Here is a 21,575-nt window from a genome sequence, read left to right as displayed (position 1 = left end):
CCACACTTCCAAAAACATCAGAGGTCTGCGCCGCCCAGTGCCCTCTGGACGAGGTCGTCGACATCCATCGCGTCGACCGCGCTGTTCATTCCTTCTTGGGGCTCCAACTCAGGACCGCTCTCCGAGATCTGGGCAAGTTCCAGTAGGGCGTCCATCAGCCCAGCTTCACGGAACCGCGCGAGCGGAACGGAGGCCAACGCCTCACGAATCCGGTCCTCCTCCGGGTCCTTCAGCTCAGCCCCATCGGCCTGCGGAAACATATTCGTCTCCAGATGCTCGGCCAGTACGGTGAGGTTCGGGTAGTCGAATGCCAGCGTGGTCGGCAGTTCCAGGCCGGTGATCGCGCTCAATCGGTTCCGGAGCTGAACAGCCGTCAGCGAGTCGAAACCCAGCTCCCTGAACGACTGGTCGCTCTCGACGGCCTCGGGAGTCGCATGCACCAGGACCGCGGCGACGTGCTGCCGGACCAGCTTGCGCAGGGATCGCTGGCGCTTCGCCGAGGAGAGCCCCTCCAGCTCCGCACGCAGCCCCGCCGCGGCCGACTCGCCCGGTGCCGGATCCGAGGGCTCCGACGCCGCGTTCGACTGCCGCCTCTTCATCAGCCCGCTCAGCAGCGGAGTCGGCCGGGCGCCACCCAGCTCCCCCCCGAAGCGCTCCCATGCGGCATCGGCCACAAGGGCGTAGGTCTCGTCCAGGTCAAGAACACGCTGGAGCGCGGAGATCGCCAGTTCCGGGTCCATCGGAGCGACACCGCTCCGCTTCATGTACTCGTCGAGATCCCCATCGATGACCATGCCACTTCCGGCCCAGGCGCCCCAGGCGATGGAGGTTGCCCGAAGGCCGTCCGCGCGCCGCTGCGACGCCAGCGCGTCCAGGAACGCGTTACCCGCCGCGTAACTCCCCTGCCCTGGGCCGCCTATCGTGCCCGCCGCCGAGGAGAACAGCACGAACGCCGACAGATCCATCCCGGCGGTCAGCTCATGCAGATTCCGCGCCGCGTCCACCTTCGGACGCAACACCCCGGCCGCCCGCTGCACCGTCAGTGCATCGATCACACCGTCGTCCAGCACACCCGCCGTATGCACCACCGCGCTCAACGGCGACTGCGAGGGAATTCCCTCCAGCACCGCCGCCAGCGCCTCGCGGTCCGCCGCGTCACACGCCGCCACCGTCACCCGGGCGCCCATGCCCTCCAGCTCCGCCTTCAACTCGGCGGCACCCTCGGCCTCCATACCCCGCCGGCTGGTCAGCACCAGATGTTCGGCACCCGTACGCGCCAACCACCGCGCCACATGACCACCCAGCGCACCGGTGCCACCGGTCACCAGCACCGAACCGGTGGGCCGCCAGCCGTCCCCGGTCGAGCTCTCCGGCGCCGAGGCCCGCACCAGCCGCTTGGCGAACACCCCCGAACCACGTATCGCGACCTGGTTCTCGGCCTCCGCACCGGCCAGTACACCGGCCAGACGGTCCACCGCACGGCTGTCCATGGTCTCGGGCAGGTCGACCAGACCGCCCCACCGCTGGGGATACTCCATTTCCACGATCCGCCCCAACCCCCAGACCATCGCCTGGGTCGGGCTGACCAGCCGTTCGGAGCGTCCCACCGACACCGCGCCCCGCGTCCCGCACCACAGCGGGGCCACCACACCGGCGTCGCCCAGCCCCTGGACCAGTCCCACCGTCGCCGCCAGCCCGGCCGGGACCACCTCGAACGATCCGTGCGCCGACTCGTCCAGCCCCAGCAGCGAGAACACACCCGACACGCCTGCCGGGTCCGCTCCCGCCTCGTCGAGCGCCGCACGCAGCCGCTCCGTCATCGCCTCACGGCCATCGGCCGCGTCGACAACGACACGAACCACCTGCGCGCCACGCCCGGCCACACCGTCCACCACGGAGGCGAGCAACGCGTCGTCACCACAGACCTTGGGGACGACGACCAGCCAGGTACCGGTGAGCGTGGCGTCGGCGGCAGACACCACAGATGTCCAGGCGGCGCTGTAGCGCCAGCCGTCCACCGTGCTCCGCTCACGCCGCTGACGACGCCACGACGACAGAGCCGGAAGCAACGCGGTCAAGGACGACTGCTGCTCCTCGTCCGCCACCTCCAGCGTCCGGACCAGCGCCTCCAGGTCCTCGCGCTCGACGGCCTCCCAGAACCGCGCGTCCACACTGTCCGCGCCCGGCCCCGCACCGCCGGCGGGCACCTCATCAACCGACGCGTCCAGCCAGTACCGCTGGCGCTGGAAGGCGTAGGTCGGCAGGTCGACCCGACGGGCACCACGGCCCTCGAACACCTTCCGCCAGTCGACACCGACGCCACTGGTGTGCAGCTCGGCGGCCGAGGTCAGGAACTGCTCCAAGCCGCCTTCGTCACGCCGCAGCGTGCCGACGACCACCGCCCGTGCCCCGGCGGCCTCCACGGTCTGCTGCAACGGCAGCATCAGTACGGGGTGCGGGCTCGCCTCGATGAAGACACCATGCCCGCTGTCGAGCAGTGCGCGGGTGGTGGCCTCCAGCTCGACGGTCTGCCGCAGGTTCCGGTACCAGTACTCCGCGTCCAGACCAGCGGTGTCCACCAGCTCACCGGAGACCGTCGAATAGAACGGCACCTCCGACGAACGGGGCGCGATGTCCGCCAGAACCTTCAGCAGCTCCTCGCGGATCTCCTCCACATGTGCGGAGTGCGAGGCGTAGTCCACCGGAACCCGGCGAACCCGGATCTCCTCGCCCTCCAGCTGCGCGACCATCTCGTCCAGCGCGCCCGGGTCGCCGGAGACCACGACGGAACCGGGGCCGTTGACCGCAGCGACCGAGATTCCACCGTCCCACGCGGCGATACGGTCCCTGACCTGGTCGACCGGCAACCCGACCGACACCATGCCACCACGACCCGCCAGACCCACCGCGATCGCCTGCGACCGCAGCGCCACCACCTTCGCGGCGTCCTCCAGCGACAGCGCACCCGCCACACACGCCGCGGCGATCTCACCCTGGCTGTGACCCATCACGGCATCCGGTTCCACACCCACCGAACGCCACAACTTCGCCAGCGACACCATCACCGCGAACAACACCGGCTGAACGACATCCACCCGGTCGAAACCGGGAGCACCCTCGGCACCACGCAGCACATCCGTCAACGACCAATCGACATACGCCGACAGGGCCGTCTCACATTCGGCTATCGACTCCGCGAACACCGGCGAGGACTCCAGCAGCCCCACCGCCATGCCCACCCACTGCGCCCCCTGACCCGGGAACACGAACACCGAACGCCCCCGGACATCCGCCACACCACGTGTGACGCCCGGGACGGCCTCGTCCCCCGCCAACGCGCTCAGCCGAGCCAGCAGTTCCTCGCGGTCGGTTCCCGTCACCACACCACGATGCTCGAACGAGGACCTGGTCGTCGCCAGCGACAGCGCCACATCCGAAACACCCAGCTCCGGATGGGCCGTCACGAACTCCCGCAACCGCCCGGCCTGCGCCCGCAAGCCGGCCGGGCTACGGCCGGACACCACCCATGCCGCCGGACCCCCGGCCACCTCGGCCTCGGCGACCTCGGCCACCTCGGACTCCGGAGCCTGTTCCAGAATGGTGTGCGCGTTCGTCCCGCTCACGCCGAACGACGACACAGCGGCCCGACGCGGATGGCCCGTCTCCGGCCACTTCGTGGCTTCCGCCAGCAGTCGCACCTCACCCGCCGACCAATCCACCTCCTTCGACGGCTCATCAAGATGCAGCGTCTTCGGCAGTGTCCCGTGCCGCATCGCCATCACCATCTTGATCACACCCGTCACACCGGCTGCCGCCTGCGGATGGCCGATGTTCGACTTCACCGAGCCCAACAGCAGCGGCCGGCCCTCGGGACGCCCTTGCCCGTATGTCGCCAGCACTGCCTGTGCCTCGATCGGGTCACCCAGAGGCGTACCGGTCCCGTGCGCCTCCACGGCATCCACGTCGGCCGTCAACAGGCCGGCGCTCGCCAGCGCCTGGCGGATCACGCGTTGCTGCGACGGGCCATTGGGAGCCGTCAGGCCGTTGCTCGCGCCGTCCTGGTTGATCGCCGAGCCACGTACCACCGCCAGCACCGGGTGACCCTTGCGCCGGGCGTCCGACAGCCGCTCCAGGAGCAGCATCCCCACGCCCTCGGCCCAGCCCGTGCCGTCCGCCTCGTTCGAGAACGGCTTGCACCGGCCGTCGACAGAAAGTCCCCGCTGACGGCTGAACTCCACGAACACACTCGGCGACGACATCACCGTGACACCGCCGGCCAGCGCCAGGTCGCATTCGCCCTGACGCAGTGCCTGAGCCGCCATATGCAGCGCCACCAGCGACGACGAACACGCCGTGTCCACCGTCACCGCCGGCCCCTCGAGACCCAAGGTGTACGAGATACGACCGGACGCGACACTGCCCGCGCTGCCGGTACCGAGGGAGCCCTCGAAGCCTTCCGGAGCATTCCCCTGCAGACGAGTGGCGTAGTCGTTGTACATGACACCGACGAATACGCCAGATCGGCTGCCCCGGTTGGCCACCGGATCGATTCCCGCCCGCTCGAACGCCTCCCACGACGTCTCCAGCAGCAGCCGCTGCTGCGGGTCCATCGACAGCGCCTCACGCGGCGAAATCCCGAAGAACGCCGGGTCGAACTGGTCGGCGTCATGGAGGAATCCGCCGTGGCGTACGTAGTACGTGCCCTCCCGATCGGGGTCCGGGTCGTACATCCCGTCGAGGTCCCAACCGCGATTGGACGGGAACTCGGACACCGCATCGGTGCCGGCCATCATCAGGTGCCAGAGTTCCTCCGGCGTCCGCACCCCGCCCGGGAGCCGGCAGCTCATGCTCACGATCACGATGGGGTCGCTGTCCACCGGTGCGCCTGCCGCGGCCTGCACACCCGCGCCCGCCGATGTGGTGACAGCGTCGCCGCCCAGGATCTCGTCGCGCAGGTGACCGACGAGTGCCATCGGGGTCGGATAGTCGAAGATCAGCGTGGCAGACAGTCGCAGGCCGGTCTCCGCGGTGAGCCGATTCCTCAGGTCGACAGCCATCAGTGAGTCGAAGCCGAGTTCCTTGAAGGGCTGCCGCGTGTTCACCGTCGCGGGGGTGGCGTGCCCAAGGGCCGCCGCGGTCTGAACGCGGACCAGCTCCAACAGCGTCTCGTCCTGCGTTGTCCGCGGCAGACCCGCGAGGCGTCGACGCAGTTCGTCGGGAAGACCTTCGCTCTGCTCCGATCGCGCGGTGCGGCGCGTCATCACGTTGGGCACGACGTTGCGGAAAAGAGCGGGGAGTTCGGCACCCTGCGCACGCAGCGTGGGGACGTCCAACCGCAGCGGAACCGGCACGCTTTCATCCGACACCAGGCCGGCATCGAACAGTTCGAGCCCTTCCTCGGAGGAGAGCGGCACCAGACCCGAACGCGACACCCTGCGCAGATCTTCCTTGTCGAGGTGTCCGGTCATGCCGCTGGCCTCGGCCCACAGCCCCCACGCCATCGACACACCCGGCAGCCCCCGGGTCCGGCGCCAGGACGCCAGACCGTCCAGGAACACATTCGCCGCCGCGTAGTTGCTCTGCCCCGCACCACCCAGCACACCAGTAGCCGACGAGAACAACACAAACGCCGACAGGTCCATACCCGCGGTCAGCTCATGCAGATTCCACGCCGCGTCCACCTTCGCCCGCAGCACCGACTCAATCCGCTCACGGGTCAGCGACGTCAGCAGCCCGTCATCGAGCACACCCGCCGCATGCACCACACCACTCAACGCGAAGCCCGCCGGCAACCCCGACAACACCCCAGCCAAGGCCTCGCGATTCGCTGCGTCACACGCCGCGATCACCACCTCGGCGCCAGACGCTTCCAGCTCCGCCCGCAGCTCCGTCGCGCCCTCGGCCTCCGCACCACGGCGAGACAGCAGCACCAGCTTCTTGACCTCATGCCGGGTCACCAGATGCCGGGCCACCAAGCCGCCCAGCACACCCGTGCCACCGGTCACGAGCACCGCGCCAGAACCGAACACCCCCGACTCCGGAGCGTCGCCCGAAGGCAGCGACCGGCCCAGGCGCGGCACCCGCACCGCACCCGACCGCACCACCACCTGCTCCTCCCCCAGAGCCAGCACCCCGGGAAGAAGATCGGCCACCCCCGCAACATCATCGGTGTCCACCAGCACCAGACGCCCGGGATTCTCCGACTGAGCGGACCGCACCAGACCCCACACCGCGGCCCCCGCCATATCCACCACGCCATCGCCCGTATCGACAGCGCCCCGGGTCACCACCACCAGCCGCTCACCCGCACGGTCCTCATCCGCCAACCACCCCTGCGCCCGCTCCAAAACCTCAAGCACGCGCCCGTACGTCTCACCCACCACATCCACACCATCGGAGACCACCCGCATCACCTCCGTCCGCGGCGCGACCTCACCCCCCGCCACCACAGCCGCGGGCACGTCCACCCACTCCACCCGGAACAGCGCGTCCCGCGCCGCCCCAGCCACGGCATTCAGCTGATCGGCTGCAACCGGTCGCAGGACCAGCGACTCGACCGACGCCACCACACGCCCCGACTCGTCCCCCACCAGCACCGACACCGCATCCGACCCGGTGCCCGCCGATGCCAGCCGCACGCGCAGCGATGTCGCACCCACCGCCTCCAGGGCGAACCCACGCCAGGAGAACGGCAGCTGACTCCCCGAACCACCCGCCAGGTCCTCGCTCACACCCATCGCGTGCAACGCCGCGTCGAACAACGCCGGATGCAGACCGAACTGGGCCGCCCGCTCCCGCTCTCCCTCCGGCAGCTCGACCTCCGCGAACACCTCACCATCACGCCGCCACGCACTCTTCAACCCCTGGAAAACCGGCCCGTACTCCAACCCGTTCTCCGCGGCCCGCACATACTCACCCGACACATCAACCGACTCGGCCCCCACCGGCGGCCACACACCAAAGTCGAACCGGGCCTCGGAGCTGGGCGCGGCCGAACCCAGCACACCATGGGCATGCCGCACCCATGTGGCGCCCTCACCGTCCGCTTCCTCCCGCGAGAACACACTCACCACACGGAAGCCGGAAGCATCCGCCTCTCCCACCTCAACCTGGAGATGTACGCCACCCTTCGCAGGCACGATCAGCGGCGCTTCCAGGATCAGTTCCTCGACCCGGCCACAGCCGACCTGATCGCCCGCCTGGAGCGCCAACTCCATGAACGCCGTCCCCGGCAGCAACATCACTCCGTGTACGGCGTGATCCGCCAGCCACCCATGCGTGGCCAAGGACAGCCGCCCGCTCAGCAGCACCCCACCACCGCTGGCCAACGACACCACCGCACCCAGCAACGGATGCCCCAGCGAACCCATCCCCACCGAACCCACATCGCCCACCCCCGCAGGCGCATCAAGCCAGAAGCGCTCCCGCTGGAAGGCATACGTCGGCAATTCCACGCGGCGGGCACCGTGGCCGGCGAACACCTTCCGCCAATCGACGCCGACCCCGCTGACATAGAGCTCGGCGGCAGAGGTCAGGAACCGCTCAGGACTACCCTCGTCCCGCCGCAGCGTACCGACGACCACCGCCTGGGCCTCAGCGGCCTCCACGGTCTGCTGCACCGGCAGGGCCAACACCGGATGCGGGCTCACCTCGATGAACGCGGTGTGGCCGTCATCCAGCAGCGTGCGAGTCGTGGACTCCAGCTCGACCGTCTGCCGCAGGTTCCGGTACCAGTACTCCGCGTCCAGACCGGCGGTGTCCACCAGCTCACCGGACACCGTCGAGTAGAACGGCACCTCCGACGAACGCGGCGCGATACCCGCCAGAACCTTCAGCAGCTCCTCGCGGATCCCCTCCACATGTACCGAGTGCGACGCGTAGTCCACCGGAACCCGGCGAACCCGCACCTCCTCACCCTCAAGCTCCGCGACCATCTCATCCAGCGCACCCGGATCACCCGACACCACGACCGAACCCGGGCCGTTGACCGCGGCCACCGAGATCGCACCATCCCAGGCGGCGATACGGTCCTTGGCCTGGTCGACCGGCAGCCCGACCGACACCATGCCACCACGACCCGCAAGGCCCACCGCGATCGCCTGCGACCGCAGCGCCACCACCTTCGCGGCATCCTCCAGCGACAACGCACCCGCCACACACGCCGCGGCGATCTCACCCTGGCTGTGACCCATCACGGCATCCGGCTCCACACCCACCGAACGCCACAACTTCGCCAGCGACACCATCACCGCGAACAACACCGGCTGAACGACATCCACCCGGTCGAAACCGGGAGCGCCCTCGGCACCACGCAGCACATCCGTCAACGACCAGTCCACGTAAGCGGACAGGGCGGTCTCACACTCGCCGATCGCCTCGGCGAACACCGGCGAGGACTCCAGCAGCCCCACCGCCATGCCGACCCACTGCGCCCCCTGGCCAGGGAAGACGAACACCGAACGGCCCGGTGCCTCGACGGCGCTCGCGCGGACCACTCCCGGTGCCTTGGCACCCTCAGCCAACGCTCCCAGGCGCTCGAGGAGTTCCTCCCGGCCGTTCCCGGTCACCACGGCCCGGTACTGGAACGCGGACCTGGTCGTCGCAAGGGAGCGCGCCACATCGGCGGCGCCCAGCTCCGGACGCTCCGCCACGAACTCCCGCAGCCGCCCGGCCTGCGCCCGCAACGCGGCGTCACTCTTGGCCGACACCACCCACGCCACCGGACCCGCGACACCACCGTCAGCAGACTCCTCGGCAACCTCCGCCTCGACCTCCGGAGCCTGCTCCAGGATCACATGCGCGTTCGTCCCGCTCACACCGAACGACGACACACCGACCCTGCGCGGTTCCCCCGTCTCCGGCCACACCCGCGCCTCGGTCAACAGCTCGACCGCCCCCGCCGACCACTCCACATGCTCCGACGGAGCATCGACATGCAGCGTCTTCGGCAGCACGCCATGCCGCATCGCCTGCACCATCTTCATGACGCCACCCACGCCGGCGGCCGCCTGGGTGTGCCCCATGTTCGACTTCAACGACCCCAGCCACAGCGGCCGGTCCGCCCCACGGCGCTCCTTGCCGTAGGTGGCCAGCAGCGCCTGCGCCTCAATCGGGTCACCCAGCGTCGTACCCGTACCGTGTGCCTCCACCGCGTCCACATCGGCCGCCGACAGGCCCGCGTTCCGCAGTGCGTCGCGGATCACCCGCTGCTGCGAGGGACCGTTCGGCGCAGTCAACCGGCTGCTCGCCCCGTCCTGGTTCACGGCGACGCCCCGTACCACCGCAAGTACCTGGTGTCCGTTGCGCCGCGCGTCCGACAGCCGCTCCAGGAGCAGCATCCCCACCCCCTCGGCCCAGCCCGTGCCGTCCGCCTCGTTCGAGAACGGCTTGCACCGGCCGTCGGCAGAAAGTCCCCGCTGACGGCTGAACTCGATGAACGCCTGTGGCGTCGCCATCATGGACACGCCTCCGGCGAGCGCCAGCGAGCAGTCGCCCTTGCGGAGCGCCTGCACGGCCAGGTGCAGCGCCACGAGCGACGACGAGCACGCCGTGTCCACGGTCACCGCGGGGCCCTCGAAGCCGAAGGTGTAGGAGATGCGACCGGACGCGACGCTTCCGGCGCTGCCGTTGCCCAGGTGGCCTTCGAAACCTTCCGGTATCGACTGGATACGAGAACCGTAGTCGTTGTAAAGCACACCGACGAACACGCCGGTGCGGCTGGAGCGCACGGACGCCGGGTCGATGCCCGCCCGCTCCAGCGCCTCCCACGAGGTCTCCAGCAGCAGCCGCTGCTGCGGATCGGTCGCCAGCGCCTCGCGCGGGCTCATGCCGAAGAACGCGGCGTCGAAGCCGCTCGCGTCGTACAGGAACCCACCCTCACGGGTGTAGCTCTTGCCCGGCTTCTCCGGGTCCGGGTCGTACAGGTCCTCGTCCCATCCCCGGTCCACGGGGAAGGTGGAGATGGCGTCAGTGCCCGAGGCGACCAGGTCCCACAGGTCTTCCGGCGACTCCACCCCGCCGGGATACCGGCACCCCATGCCGACGATCGCGATGGGTTCCGTGTCCCTGTCCTTGAGTTCCCGCAGCTCCTGACGAGTCTCGTGCAGACTGGCCGTCGCGCGCTTGAGGTAATCGCGCAGCTTGGTGTCGCTCACAGCCTCTTGTCACTCCTTTGAGAACCCCAAGACCGGGGGTTGAAAGCCTTCAGCCGGTAACTTCCAGGGACGGGGTGCGTGTCGGTCACGACGTTCCGAGCTCCTCGTCGAGGAAGTCGAAGATCTCGTCGTCGGTCGCCGACTCGAACTTGTCGGCGGCAGCGACCCCACCGTTCGTCGTCTGTGTCTGCTGCGCTGCGGTCAGCTTCGCCAGCACCTGCTGCAGGCGTGTTGTGAGGCGTGTCCTCGCGGCTTCGTCCGCCACCACCTCGGCAAAGGAGTTCTCCAGCTTCTCCAGCTCCGACAGGACCGGCAGCACCACCAATGCTTCCGGCTCCTCCTCGACGAGTTCTTCCGCCAGATACCCGGCCAGTGCCTTGGACGTCGTGTAGTCGAACAGCAGGGTGGCGGGCAGCCGAAGACCGGTCACCGTGCCCAGCCGGTTGCGCAGTCCGACCGCGGTCAGCGAGTCGAAGCCGAGATCGAGGAATCCGCGGTCGGGGGCGATCATGCGAGCGTCGTCGCGGCCCAGCGCCATGGCCGCGTGCTCGGTCACCAGTTCCAGGAGCGCCTGCTGCCGCGCCGCGGGCTTCATCGAGCCGATACGGCGACGCAGGTCGGCGGGGTCGGCGCCGGAACCGCCCGTGGACGTCCTCGCGGGGCCGCGCCGAGCCGTGGCCCGGATGATGCCTCGCAGCAGGACCGGGATCGGCCCGTCCTGGGCTCGCCACGCCGAGGCGTCGAGCCGTGCCGGGACCAGGATGGCCGCGTCGATGCCGCAAGCGGCGTCGAACAGGGCCAGGGCCTCCTCGGAGGCCATCGGGGTCACTCCGTCCCGGGCGATGCGCCGTGTATCGGCCTCGTCCAGCTTGCCCGTCATGCCACTGCGCTGCTCCCACAGCCCCCAGGCCTGTGACTGGGCGGGAAGGCCCTCGGCCCGGCGCCGGTGCGCGAACGCGTCCAGGAAGGCGTTGGCGGCGGCGTAGTTGGCCTGGCCCGGGCCGCCGAGCATCCCGGATAGCGAGGAGAAGAGCACGAACGCGGACAGGTCGAGGCCGGCGGTCAGCTCGTGCAGGTTGAGCACCGCGTCGACCTTGGGCCGCAGCACACGGTCGACGCGCTCGGGAGTCAGTGCCTCGACGACGCCGTCGTCCAGCACACCGGCGGTGTGAATCACGGCGGTGAGCGGGTGCTCAGCCGGCAGGGAGGCCAGAAGCGCGGCGAGGGAGTCGCGGTCGGCGACATCACATGCCACGGCCTCCGCCTCGGCACCCAGCCCGGCCAGCTCCGCCACCAACTCCGCCGCACCCGGCGCCTCCACGCCACGACGACTCGTCAGCACCAGACGCTCAACCTTGTGCTCCACCACCAGATGACGGGCCAACAGCGCGCCCAGACCACCCGTACCACCCGTGATCAGCACCGTCCCCGGACCATCCAGCGTCCTCGGGATGGTCAGCGCCACCTTGCCGGTATGCCGGGCCTGGCTGATGAAGCGGAAGGCCTCGGGCGCCCTGCGCACATCCCAGGTGCGCACCGGCAGCGGCCGCAGCACCCCGCCCTCGAACAGCGAGATCAGCTCGCCCCACATCTCCTGGATGCGTTCGGGTCCCGCCTCCATGAGATCGAACGCCTGGTAGGAGACCCCGCCGTATTCGGCGGCCACCTCCTCCGGCACCCTGACGTCGGTCTTGCCCATCTCCAGGAACCGACCACCGCGCGGCAGCAGACGCAGGCCCGCGTCCACGAACTCCCGCGCCAGCGCGTCGAGCACCACGTCCACACCGCGCCCGCCGGTCACATCCAAGAACTGCCTCTCGAAGTCCAGCGTCCGCGACGACGCGATGTGCTCGTCGTCCAGACCCAGCGACCGCAGGGTGTCCCACTTGCCCTCACTCGCCGTGCCGAAGACCTCGGCGCCGAGGTGCCGTGCCAACTGGAGCGTGGCCATGCCCACACCACCGGCCGCCGAATGCACCAGCACCGACTGGCCGGCCTGGAGACCTCCCAGGTCCACCATGGCGTAATAGGCCGTCAGGAACACGATGGGCGTGGAGGCCGCCTGCTCGAACGTCCAGTCCTCCGGGATCCGGGCGACGACCCGCCGGTCGGTGATGGCGACCGGGCCGAACGACCCGCTGAAGATGCCCATCACCTTGTCGCCCGGCACCAGGTCCTTGACCGCGGAGCCGACCTCGGTCACCACACCGGCGCCCTCGCCACCGAGCGGCCCGGCCTCACCGGGGTACATCCCCAGGGCGTTGAGCACATCGCGGAAGTTCAGGCCCGCCGCGCGCATCTCGACCCTGATCTCGTGCTCGCCCAGGGCTTCGGTGGCATCGGGGCAGGGCAGCAGCGCCAGATTCTCCAAGATCCCCTTGGCATGCATGTCCAGCCGCCATTCGCGCACTCCCGCGGGCGGCAGCAGCGCGGTGCCCGAGGAGACCCGGGCCATCCGCTGGCCGAGCACCGCTCCCTCGCGGACCACGGCCTGCGGCTCGTCGGCGGCGAGCACCGCCGGGAGGATCCGGCGTGAGTCTTCCTGGCCGTCCAGGTCGACCAGGACGAACCGGTCGGGGTTCTCGGTCTGAGCCGAGCGCACCAGGCCCCAGACGGCCGCGCCGGCGGGGTCGGCCACATCGGCGTCGTCGCCCGCAGCGATGGCTCCCCGGGTGAGGAACACCAGGCGGGAGGCGCCGAAGCGGTCGTCGACCAGCCAGCTCTTGAGCAGGCCGAGGGCGTAGTGGCTGACTTCCCGTACCGCCTCCGCCAGGTGCTGCGTCCGGCGGCTAGGGGACACGGTGGAGGCCAGGACGACGTCGGGCGCGGTCGCGCCCCCGCCGATGGCCTCGGCCAGGGCCGCGAGGTCCGGGTAGGTGTCCACGGTGACACCGGCCGATCCGAGGACGCCGGTCACCTCAGCCTGGTCGGGCCCGACGAGCGCCCAGCGCCCGGCCGCCCCGCCGCTCGTCTCCGGGGCGCGGGGCATGTCCAGGGGCACCAATTCGAGCTGGTACAGCGACTCGTACGGCTGGACGGAGTTCACCTGCTCCGGGGCCACGGGCCGCAGCACGAGGGAGTCGACCGAGGCGACGAGTGCGCCGGAGGTGTCGGTGGCGTGCAGGGAGACCGCGTCCCCGCCTCCGCTCGTAAGCCGTACGCGCAGCGCGGACGCACCACCGGTGTGGAGAGTCACCCCGTTCCACGAGAACGGAAGGGCGCTGCCATCGGTGCCGGACGACTTGAACGCGACGGTGTGCAGCGAGGCGTCGAGCAGCGCCGGGTGCAGGCCGTACCGCGCGGCCTCGGTCTCCTGCGTCTCGGGCAGGTCGACCTCAGCGAAGATCTCGTCGCCACGGCGCCAGGCGGCTCGCAGCCCCTGGAAGGCCGGGCCGTAGGCGAAGCCGACATCGATGAACTGGTCGTAGAGGTCGGCCACGTCGATCGGCTTCGCCTCCGCGGGCGGCCACACGGCGAAGTCGGCGGCCACGGACTCCGGTGCCGTGGTGGACGGGTCCCTGGTGAGCAGGCCGGTCGCGTGGCGTGTCCAGGGGCCGTCCGGCTGGACGTCCTCGGGCCTGGAGTGCAGGTTGAGCGAACGGGCTCCGGACTCGTCCGGCTCGCCCACGGTGAGCTGGATCTGGACCGCGCCCCGTTCGGGCAGGATCAGCGGCATCTCGATGGTCAGCTCGTCCAGCCGCTCGTAGCCCACCTGCTCCGCCGCGCGCAGGGCCAGTTCCACGAAGGCCGTGCCGGGGAAGAGAACGGTGCCCGCGAAGGCGTGGTCGGCCAGCCACGGCTGAGTGGCGACGGACAGGCGGCCGGTGAACAGGTAGGAGTCGGTGTCGGCGAGGGCGACGGCGGCGCCGAGGAGCGGATGGTCGGGCGAGTCCAGCCCCGCCGAGGTCACATCCCCGCCGGCGGCCGGCGCCGTCTCCAGCCAGTAGCGCTGCCGCTGGAAGGCGTAGGTGGGCAGCTCCACCCGCTGGGCGCCACGCCCGGCGAACACCGCGTCCCACTGCACCGTGATGCCGTGGACGTGGAGTTCGGCCAGCGCCATGGTCAGCGACTGGATCTCGGGCCGGTCCTTGCGCAGCACGGACACGAGGGAGGGAGCGGGCCCGCCGTCGGACTCCTCAGCCGTCAAGCAGTCCTGCGCCATCGCGGTGAGCACCCCGTCCGGGCCCACCTCCACGAACGACGTCACGCCCAGCTTCTCCAGGGTCCGTACCCCGTCCGCGAACCGCACCGCCTCCCGCACATGGCGCACCCAGTACTCCGGCGAGCACACCTCATCCGTGTCCGCCGATGTGCCGGTGACGTTGGAGACCAGGGAGAGGGTCGGCGGAGCGAACGACAGGCCCTCGACGACCTTACGGAAGTCGCCGAGCACCCCATCCATGCGCGGGGAGTGGAAGGCGTGGCTGACGCGCAGGCGGCGCGTCTTACGGCCCTCTCGCTCCCAGTGCCCGGCGATCTCCAGCACCGCGGCCTCGTCGCCCGCGATGACCACGGAGGTCGGGCCGTTGATCGCGGCGATGCTCACCTCGGCCTCACGACCGGCGAGCGACGCGGCGATCTCCTCCTCGGGCGCCTGAACGGCCACCATGGCGCCGCCCTCGGGCATGGACTGCATCAGCCGGCCACGGGCCGCCACCAGCGCGCACGCGTCCTCCAGCGAGAACACCCCCGCCACATGCGCGGCGGCGATCTCACCGATGGAGTGGCCGATCAGCACATCCGGGGTGATGCCCCAGTGCTCCAGCAGCCGGAACAGCGCCACCTCGATGGCGAACAGCGCGGGCTGGGTGAACGCCGTCTGGTTCAGCAGCTCGGCATCCGCGCTGCCTTCGGCCGCGAACATCACCTCGGTGAGGGGACGGTCGAGCAGCACATCGAGATGCGCGCACACCTCGTCCAGCGCCTGGGCGAACACCGGGAAGGCGTCGTACAGCTCCCGTCCCATGCCGAGGCGCTGCGCGCCCTGACCCGAGAACAGGAACGCCGTCTTGTGCTCGGCCCGTGCCACGCCCTGGATCAGCGTGGCCGCGTTCCTGCCCTCCGCCAGCGCGTCGAGTCCGGACCGGAACTGCGCCGGTTCCTCGGCGACCACAACCGCGCGGTAGGGCAGGGCGAAACGGGTCGTCGCCAGCGAGTAGCCGATATCGGCGAGGTCGTCGGCGTGCGCGGTACGCACACCGTCGAACTCGCGCAGTCGCCCGGCCTGAGCGCTCAGCGCGTCAGGGCTGCCGCCGGAGAGCAGCCACGGAACCACCGCGAGGCCGACCGGTGAACCGGTGGCCTCGCCGCCCGTCTCCGGCGACGGCGACTCGACGGCGTCGGCCGCCTCGATGATCGTGTGCGCGTTGGTGCCACTGATCCCGAAGGACGACACGGCCGCCCGGCGCGGGCGGTCCGTCTCCGGCCATGAGGTCGGCTCGTTCAGGAGGGACACCGCGCCGTTGGTCCAGTCGATGTGTGGCGAGGGCTCGTCCACGTGGAGGGTCTTCGGCAGTACGCCCTCCCGCATGGCCATCACCATCTTGATGACCCCGGCCACGCCCGCGGCCGCCTGCGTGTGCCCGATGTTCGACTTGATGGAGCCCAGCCACAGCGGCTGGTCCTCCGGCCGCCCCTGGCCGTAGGTGGCCAGCAGCGCCTGCGCCTCGATCGGGTCACCGAGCGAGGTGCCCGTGCCGTGGGCTTCCACCGCGTCCACATCGGCGGTCGACAGACCGGCGTTCTCCAGAGCCCGGCCGATCACCCGCTGCTGCGCCGGGCCGTTCGGCGCCGTCAGACCGTTGGACGCGCCGTCCTGGTTGATCGCCGAACCCCGGACGACGGCCAGCACCTGGTGGCCCTTGCGCCGGGCGTCCGACAGCCGCTCCACCAGCAGCAGGCCCACGCCCTCGGACCAGCCCGTGCCATCGGCCTCGGCGGAGAACGCCTTGCACCGCCCATCCGACGACAGCACGCGCTGGGCGCTGAACTCGACGAACGTGCCCGGCGTGGCCATGATCGTCACACCGCCGGCCAGCGCCATGTCGCACTCGCCCTGGCGCAGCGACTGGCAGGCCAGGTGCAGGGCGACCAGCGACGACGAGCACGCGGTGTCCACCGTCATGGCCGGGCCCTCGAAGCCGAAGGTGTAAGAGAGGCGGCCGGAGGCGACGCTCGACGCGCTGCCGAGTCCGAGATAGGCCTGCACGCCGTCCGGCACGCTGATGGGCCGGCCGCTGTAGTCCTGGTAGTTCGAGCCGATGAAGACGCCCGCCTGGCTGCCACGCAACGCCGCCGGGTCGATGCCGGCGCGCTCGAACGCCTCCCAGGACGTCTCCAGCAGCAGCCGCTGCTGGGGGTCCATGGCCAGGGCCTCGCGCCGCGAGATACCGAAGAAGTCCGGGTCGAAGTCGGAGACGTTGTCGAGGAATCCGCCGGTGCTGGCGTAGGTCGTGCCCGGCTTGTCCGGGTCGGGGTCGTACAGCCCCTCGAGGTCCCAGCCACGGTCGTCGGGGAACCCGGAGATCGTGTCGACCCCGGCGTTCACCACGTCCCACAGCTGCTCCGGGGTCCGCACACCGCCCGGGAACCGGCAGCTCATCGCCACGATCGCGATGGGCTCGTCGAACGACTCCGAGCGGACCGGCGCCGTCTCGGCGGCGCCGCCTTCCTCGGTGCCGAACATCTCTCCGTTCAGGAACCGTGCCAGCACCGTGGGCGTGGGGTAGTCGAAGACCAGACTGACCGGCAGCCGCAGCCCGGTCGCCGCGCCGATCCGGTTGCGCAGTTCAACGGCGGTCAGCGAGTCGAAGCCGAGATCGCGGAAGGCTCGGTCCGACGCGACCGCGTCCGCGCTGTCGTGAGCGAGGACATCGGCGGCCTGGGCACGCACCAGATCCCGCAGCGCCCCTTCGCGCTTCTCCCGGGGCATGGCTTCCAGCCGGTCGTGAAGTTCCGCCCGCCCGGGGACGGCACTGCCCGCCGTGAGCTGCTTCCCCGGGGTCGCACTCTGCGCGCTGCGCAACTGGCGGAAGAGGGGAGCGTCGGGGGAGTCCGCCTCGAGGCGCGTCCAGTCGATGTCCGCGACCGCGAGGAACGTCTCGTCGTGGTCCAATGCCTGCTGCAGCGCCGAAATCGCCAGCTCGGGGGACATGGCCAGAAGCCCCGACCGGCTCATCTGCTCGCCGACCTCATCCGTGACGAGGCCGCCTCCGGCCCAGGCGCCCCAGGCGATGGACGTGGCCGGAAGGCCGTCCGCGCGCCGCTGCAACGCCAGCGCGTCGAGATAGGCGTTGCCCGCCGCGTAGCTCCCCTGACCCGGACCGCCCAACGTACCCGCCGCCGAGGAGAACAGCACGAACGCCGACAGATCCATCCCCGCGGTCAGCTCATGCAGATTCCGGGTCGCGTCCACCTTCGGACGCAACACCCCGGCCGCACGACGCACCGTCAGCGCGTCCACCACACCGTCGTCCAGCACACCAGCCGTATGCACCACGGCCGTCAGCGGGAACTCCCGCGGAATCGCGTCCAGCACCGCGGCCAGCGCCGCACGGTCCGCGGCGTCACACGCCGCCACCGTCACCCGGGCACCGAGCCCCTCCAGCTCCGCCTTCAACTCGGCGGCACCCTCGGCCTCCATACCACTACGGCTCGTCAGCACCAGATGCTCAGCACCGGTACGCGCCAGCCAGCGGGCCACATGGCCACCCAGCGCACCCGTACCACCGGTCACCAGCACCGAACCGCTCGGACGCCAGCCATCCGCGGCCGTGGCCTCAGGCGCGGAGGCCCGCACCAGCCGCTTGGCGAAGACGCCGGAGCCGCGCACCGCGACCTGGTCCTCGCCCTCCGTGCCCGCCAGCACTCCGGCCAGACGGGCCACCGCACGGCCGTCCATGGTCTCTGGCAGGTCCACGACGCCGCCCCAACGCTGGGGGTACTCCGCCTCCAGGATCCGGCCCAGGCCCCACACCATCGCCTGCACCGGGCTCACCAGCCGGTCGGAACGCCCCACCGACACCGCACCCCGAGTGCCGCACCACAGCGGAGCCACCACATCCACATCGCCCAGCGCCTGAACCAGGCCCACAGTCGCCGCCAGCCCGGCCGGGACCACGTCGAAGGACTCATGCGCCGACTCGTCCAACCCCAGCAGCGACAACACGCCCGCCACAGCCGACGGCTCCATCGCCGCGCCATCGAGGGCCACGCGCAGCCGCTCCGTAATCACCTCACGGTCATCCGCCGCCCCGACGGCTACGCGAACCACATGCGCACCGCGCCCGGCCATCCCGTCCAGCACGGTGGCGACCAATACATCGTCAGCACGGCCTTCCGGAAAGGCCACGAGCCAGGTACCCGAGAGCGTGGTCTCGGACGCGGATGCCAGGGGCTTCCAGACCGCCTGGTACCGCCAACTGTCCACCGTGTTCTGCTCACGCCGCTGACGGCGCCAGGACGACAGCGCCGGAAGCAACGCCGTCAACGACGACTGCTGCTCCTCGTCCGCCACCTCCAACGTCCGTGTCAGCGCCTCCAGGTCCTCGCGCTCCACCGCCTCCCAGAAGCGCCTGTCCACCGCATCCGTGCTCAAGCCGTTACCGGCAGCCGCCTCGACAACCGGGTTGGCGTCCAGCCAGTAGCGCTGGTGCTGGAAGGCGTAGGTGGGGAGGTCGACGGGGTGCGCACCGGTTCCGGCGAACACCGTCCGCCAGTCCACGGCGATACCGCCGACGTGGGCCTCGGCCAGGGAGGTCAGGAACCTTTCCGGGCCGCCTTCGTCGCGGCGCAGCGAGCCGACGGCCGCCACGGGGGTGCCGTGGTCCTCGGCCGTCTGCTCGATGCTCATGGTCAGCACCGGATGCGCGCTGGCCTCCACGAACGTCTGGAAACCCTCCTCGAGAAGCACCCGCACGGTCTCGTCGAAACGCACGGTCCCGCGCAGATTGCGGTACCAGTAGCCCGCGTCCAACCCGGCCGTGTCCAGCACCCCGCCGGTCACCGTCGAATAGAACGGCACCGCCGAGGAGCGCGGGGCGATTCCCGCGAGGATCTGCTGAAGCTCGCCCTCGATGGCCTCGACATGGGCGCAGTGCGAGGCGTAGTCCACGGGGATCCGGCGGGCCCGGATCTCCTCCGCCTCACAGGCCGCCAGCAGCTCCTCCAGCGCGTCGACGTCACCGGAGACCACGACCGCCGAGGGCCCGTTCACCGCCGCCACCGACAACCGCTCACCCCACGTCGCGAGCCGCTCCCGCAACGCCTCCACGGGCAGCGAGACCGACACCATGCCACCGCGCCCGGACAGCGCCCGGATCGCCTGGCTGCGCAGCGCCACCACCTTCGCGGAATCCTCCAGCGACAACGCACCCGCCACACACGCCGCCGCGATCTCACCCTGCGAATGACCAATGACAGCCGCCGGCTCCACACCGTACGAACGCCACAACTCAGCCAACGACACCATCACCGCCCACAACACGGGCTGCACCACATCCACCCGCTCCAACGCCTCCGCGGCACCCTCACCGCCGCGCAACACCTCCACCAGCGACCAGTCCACATGCGGCGCCAGGGCCGCCGCGCACTCCTCGATCCGCCGGGCGAACACCGGCGAGGAATCCAGCAGCCCCGCCGCCATCCCCACCCACTGCGACCCCTGACCGGGGAAGACGAACGCAACCCCGGCGCTGCGCTTGGCAACGCCTTCGACCAGCCCGGAGCCGCCCCGGCCCGCGAGGTGATCAGTCAGCGCCCGTACGGCCTCCGCACGATCGGAGGCCAGCACGACCGAACGGTGCTCGAAGGCGGTCCGCGTGGTGGCGAGGGAGAACCCGATGTCCTCGGCCGCGACCTCCGGGTGCCGCTCCACGTGCTCCAGCAGCCGCCTGGCCTGGGCGCGCAGCGCCGCCTCGGACTTGCTCGACAGCAGCCAGGGGACGAGCGGCAACGCCGTCCGGGGCGCCTCCGCCTCCTCCGCCACGCCCGCGTCAGAAGCGGTGTCGGCAGCGGCCGGCGACGGCGCCTGCTCGATGATGGCGTGGGCGTTGGTGCCGCTGATGCCGAACGAGGACACACCGGCCCGGCGCGGCTCCTCACCCTCGGGCCACGCGGTGGCCTCGGCGAGGAGTTCGACAGTGCCCGTCGCCCAGTCCACGTGCGGGGACGGCTCCTCGATGTGCAAGGTGGGCGGCAGCATGCCGTGCCGCATCGCCAGCACCATCTTCATCACACCCGCCACACCGGCTGCCGCCTGCGTATGACCGATGTTCGACTTCACCGACCCCAGCCGCAGCGGATCATCCGCCGTACGCTCACGGCCGTACGTGGCCAGCAGCGCCTGCGCCTCGATCGGATCACCCAGCGACGTCCCCGTCCCATGCGCCTCCACCGCATCGACCTGCCCGGCCGTGAGCCCGGCGTTGGCCAGCGCCTGACGGATCACCCGCTGCTGCGACGGCCCATTGGGAGCGGACAGCGCACTGCTCGCACCGTCCTGATTGATCGCCGTACCCCGCACCACCGCCAACACACGATGCCCATTGCGCTGCGCATCGGACAGCCGCTCCAGGAACAGCATGCCCACACCCTCAGCAGGCCCGAAACCGTCCGCCCCCGCCGCGAACGGCTTGCACCGCCCATCCGCCGCAAGCCCACGTTGACGGCTGAAACCAACAAACGTGCCAGGCGTGGCCATGACGGTGACACCACCGGCCAGAGCCAGGGAACACTCACCCTGACGCAGCGCCTGCACCGCCAGATGCAGAGCCACCAGCGACGAGGAACACGCGGTGTCCACCGTGACGGCCGGGCCCTCCAGGCCCAGGGTGTAGGCCACGCGCCCGGACACGACGCTGATGGCGCTGCCGGTCACCAGATGACCCTCGAAACCATCGGGGGCCTCGTGCACCCGCGGCCCGTAGTCGGGGGCCACCGCCCCGACAAAGACCCCGGACCGACTGCCCCTGAGTGAGGCCGGATCAATACCCGCCCCCTCAATCGCCTCCCACGAAGTCTCCAGCAACAACCGCTGCTGGGGATCCATCGCCAGCGCCTCACGCGGCGAGATCCCGAAGAAATCGGCGTCGAAGTCGCCGACGTCGTGCAGGAACCCACCCTCACGCGCATACGAGGTACCCGACCGATCAGGGTCCGCGTCATAGAGCGAGTCGAGGTCCCAGCCGCGGTCCTCGGGAAACGGTGTGATGGCGTCCTCGGCCCCGCTCAGCAGCCGCCAGAACTCCTCGGGGGTGCGCACCCCACCGGGGAAGCGGCAGCTCATCCCGACGATCGCGATGGGCTCCCGGGCCGCCGACTCCACATCCTGCAGACGCTGCCGCGCCTGGTGCAGATCAGCCGTCACCCGCCGGAGGTAGGCCAGCAGCTTTTCTTGTTCCGACATCAGAACCTCTCGGGGTC

At 70.5% G+C, this 21,575-nt stretch carries 2 protein-coding genes; both read right to left on the bottom strand.

Annotation, left to right across the window (positions count from 1 at the left end):
• Positions 1-17: 17 nt before the first annotated feature.
• Positions 18-10,154: a type I polyketide synthase gene (locus CGL27_RS45900; protein ID WP_119993596.1), complete on the bottom strand. Its 10,137-nt coding sequence runs from the start codon at positions 10,152-10,154 to the stop codon at positions 18-20.
• An 85-nt stretch (positions 10,155-10,239) separates the two neighbouring features.
• Positions 10,240-21,558, bottom strand: a complete 11,319-nt coding sequence (locus CGL27_RS45895) for a type I polyketide synthase (protein WP_119993594.1) — start codon at positions 21,556-21,558, stop codon at positions 10,240-10,242.
• Between the last annotated feature and the right edge of the window lie 17 nt (positions 21,559-21,575).

This window comes from Streptomyces sp. 11-1-2 (assembly GCF_003595545.1).
GTDB classification, from domain to species: Bacteria; Actinomycetota; Actinomycetes; order Streptomycetales; family Streptomycetaceae; genus Streptomyces; species Streptomyces hygroscopicus_B.
Note: the sequence above shows the minus strand (reverse complement) of the source record. Positions and strands in the feature narration are given on the sequence as shown.

Bases quoted from the DNA above. Each gene is read 5' to 3' on its own strand.
- CGL27_RS45895 (WP_119993594.1), bottom strand. From the start codon at position 21,558: ATGTCGGAACAAGAAAAGCTGCTGGCCTACCTCCGGCGGGTGACGGCT.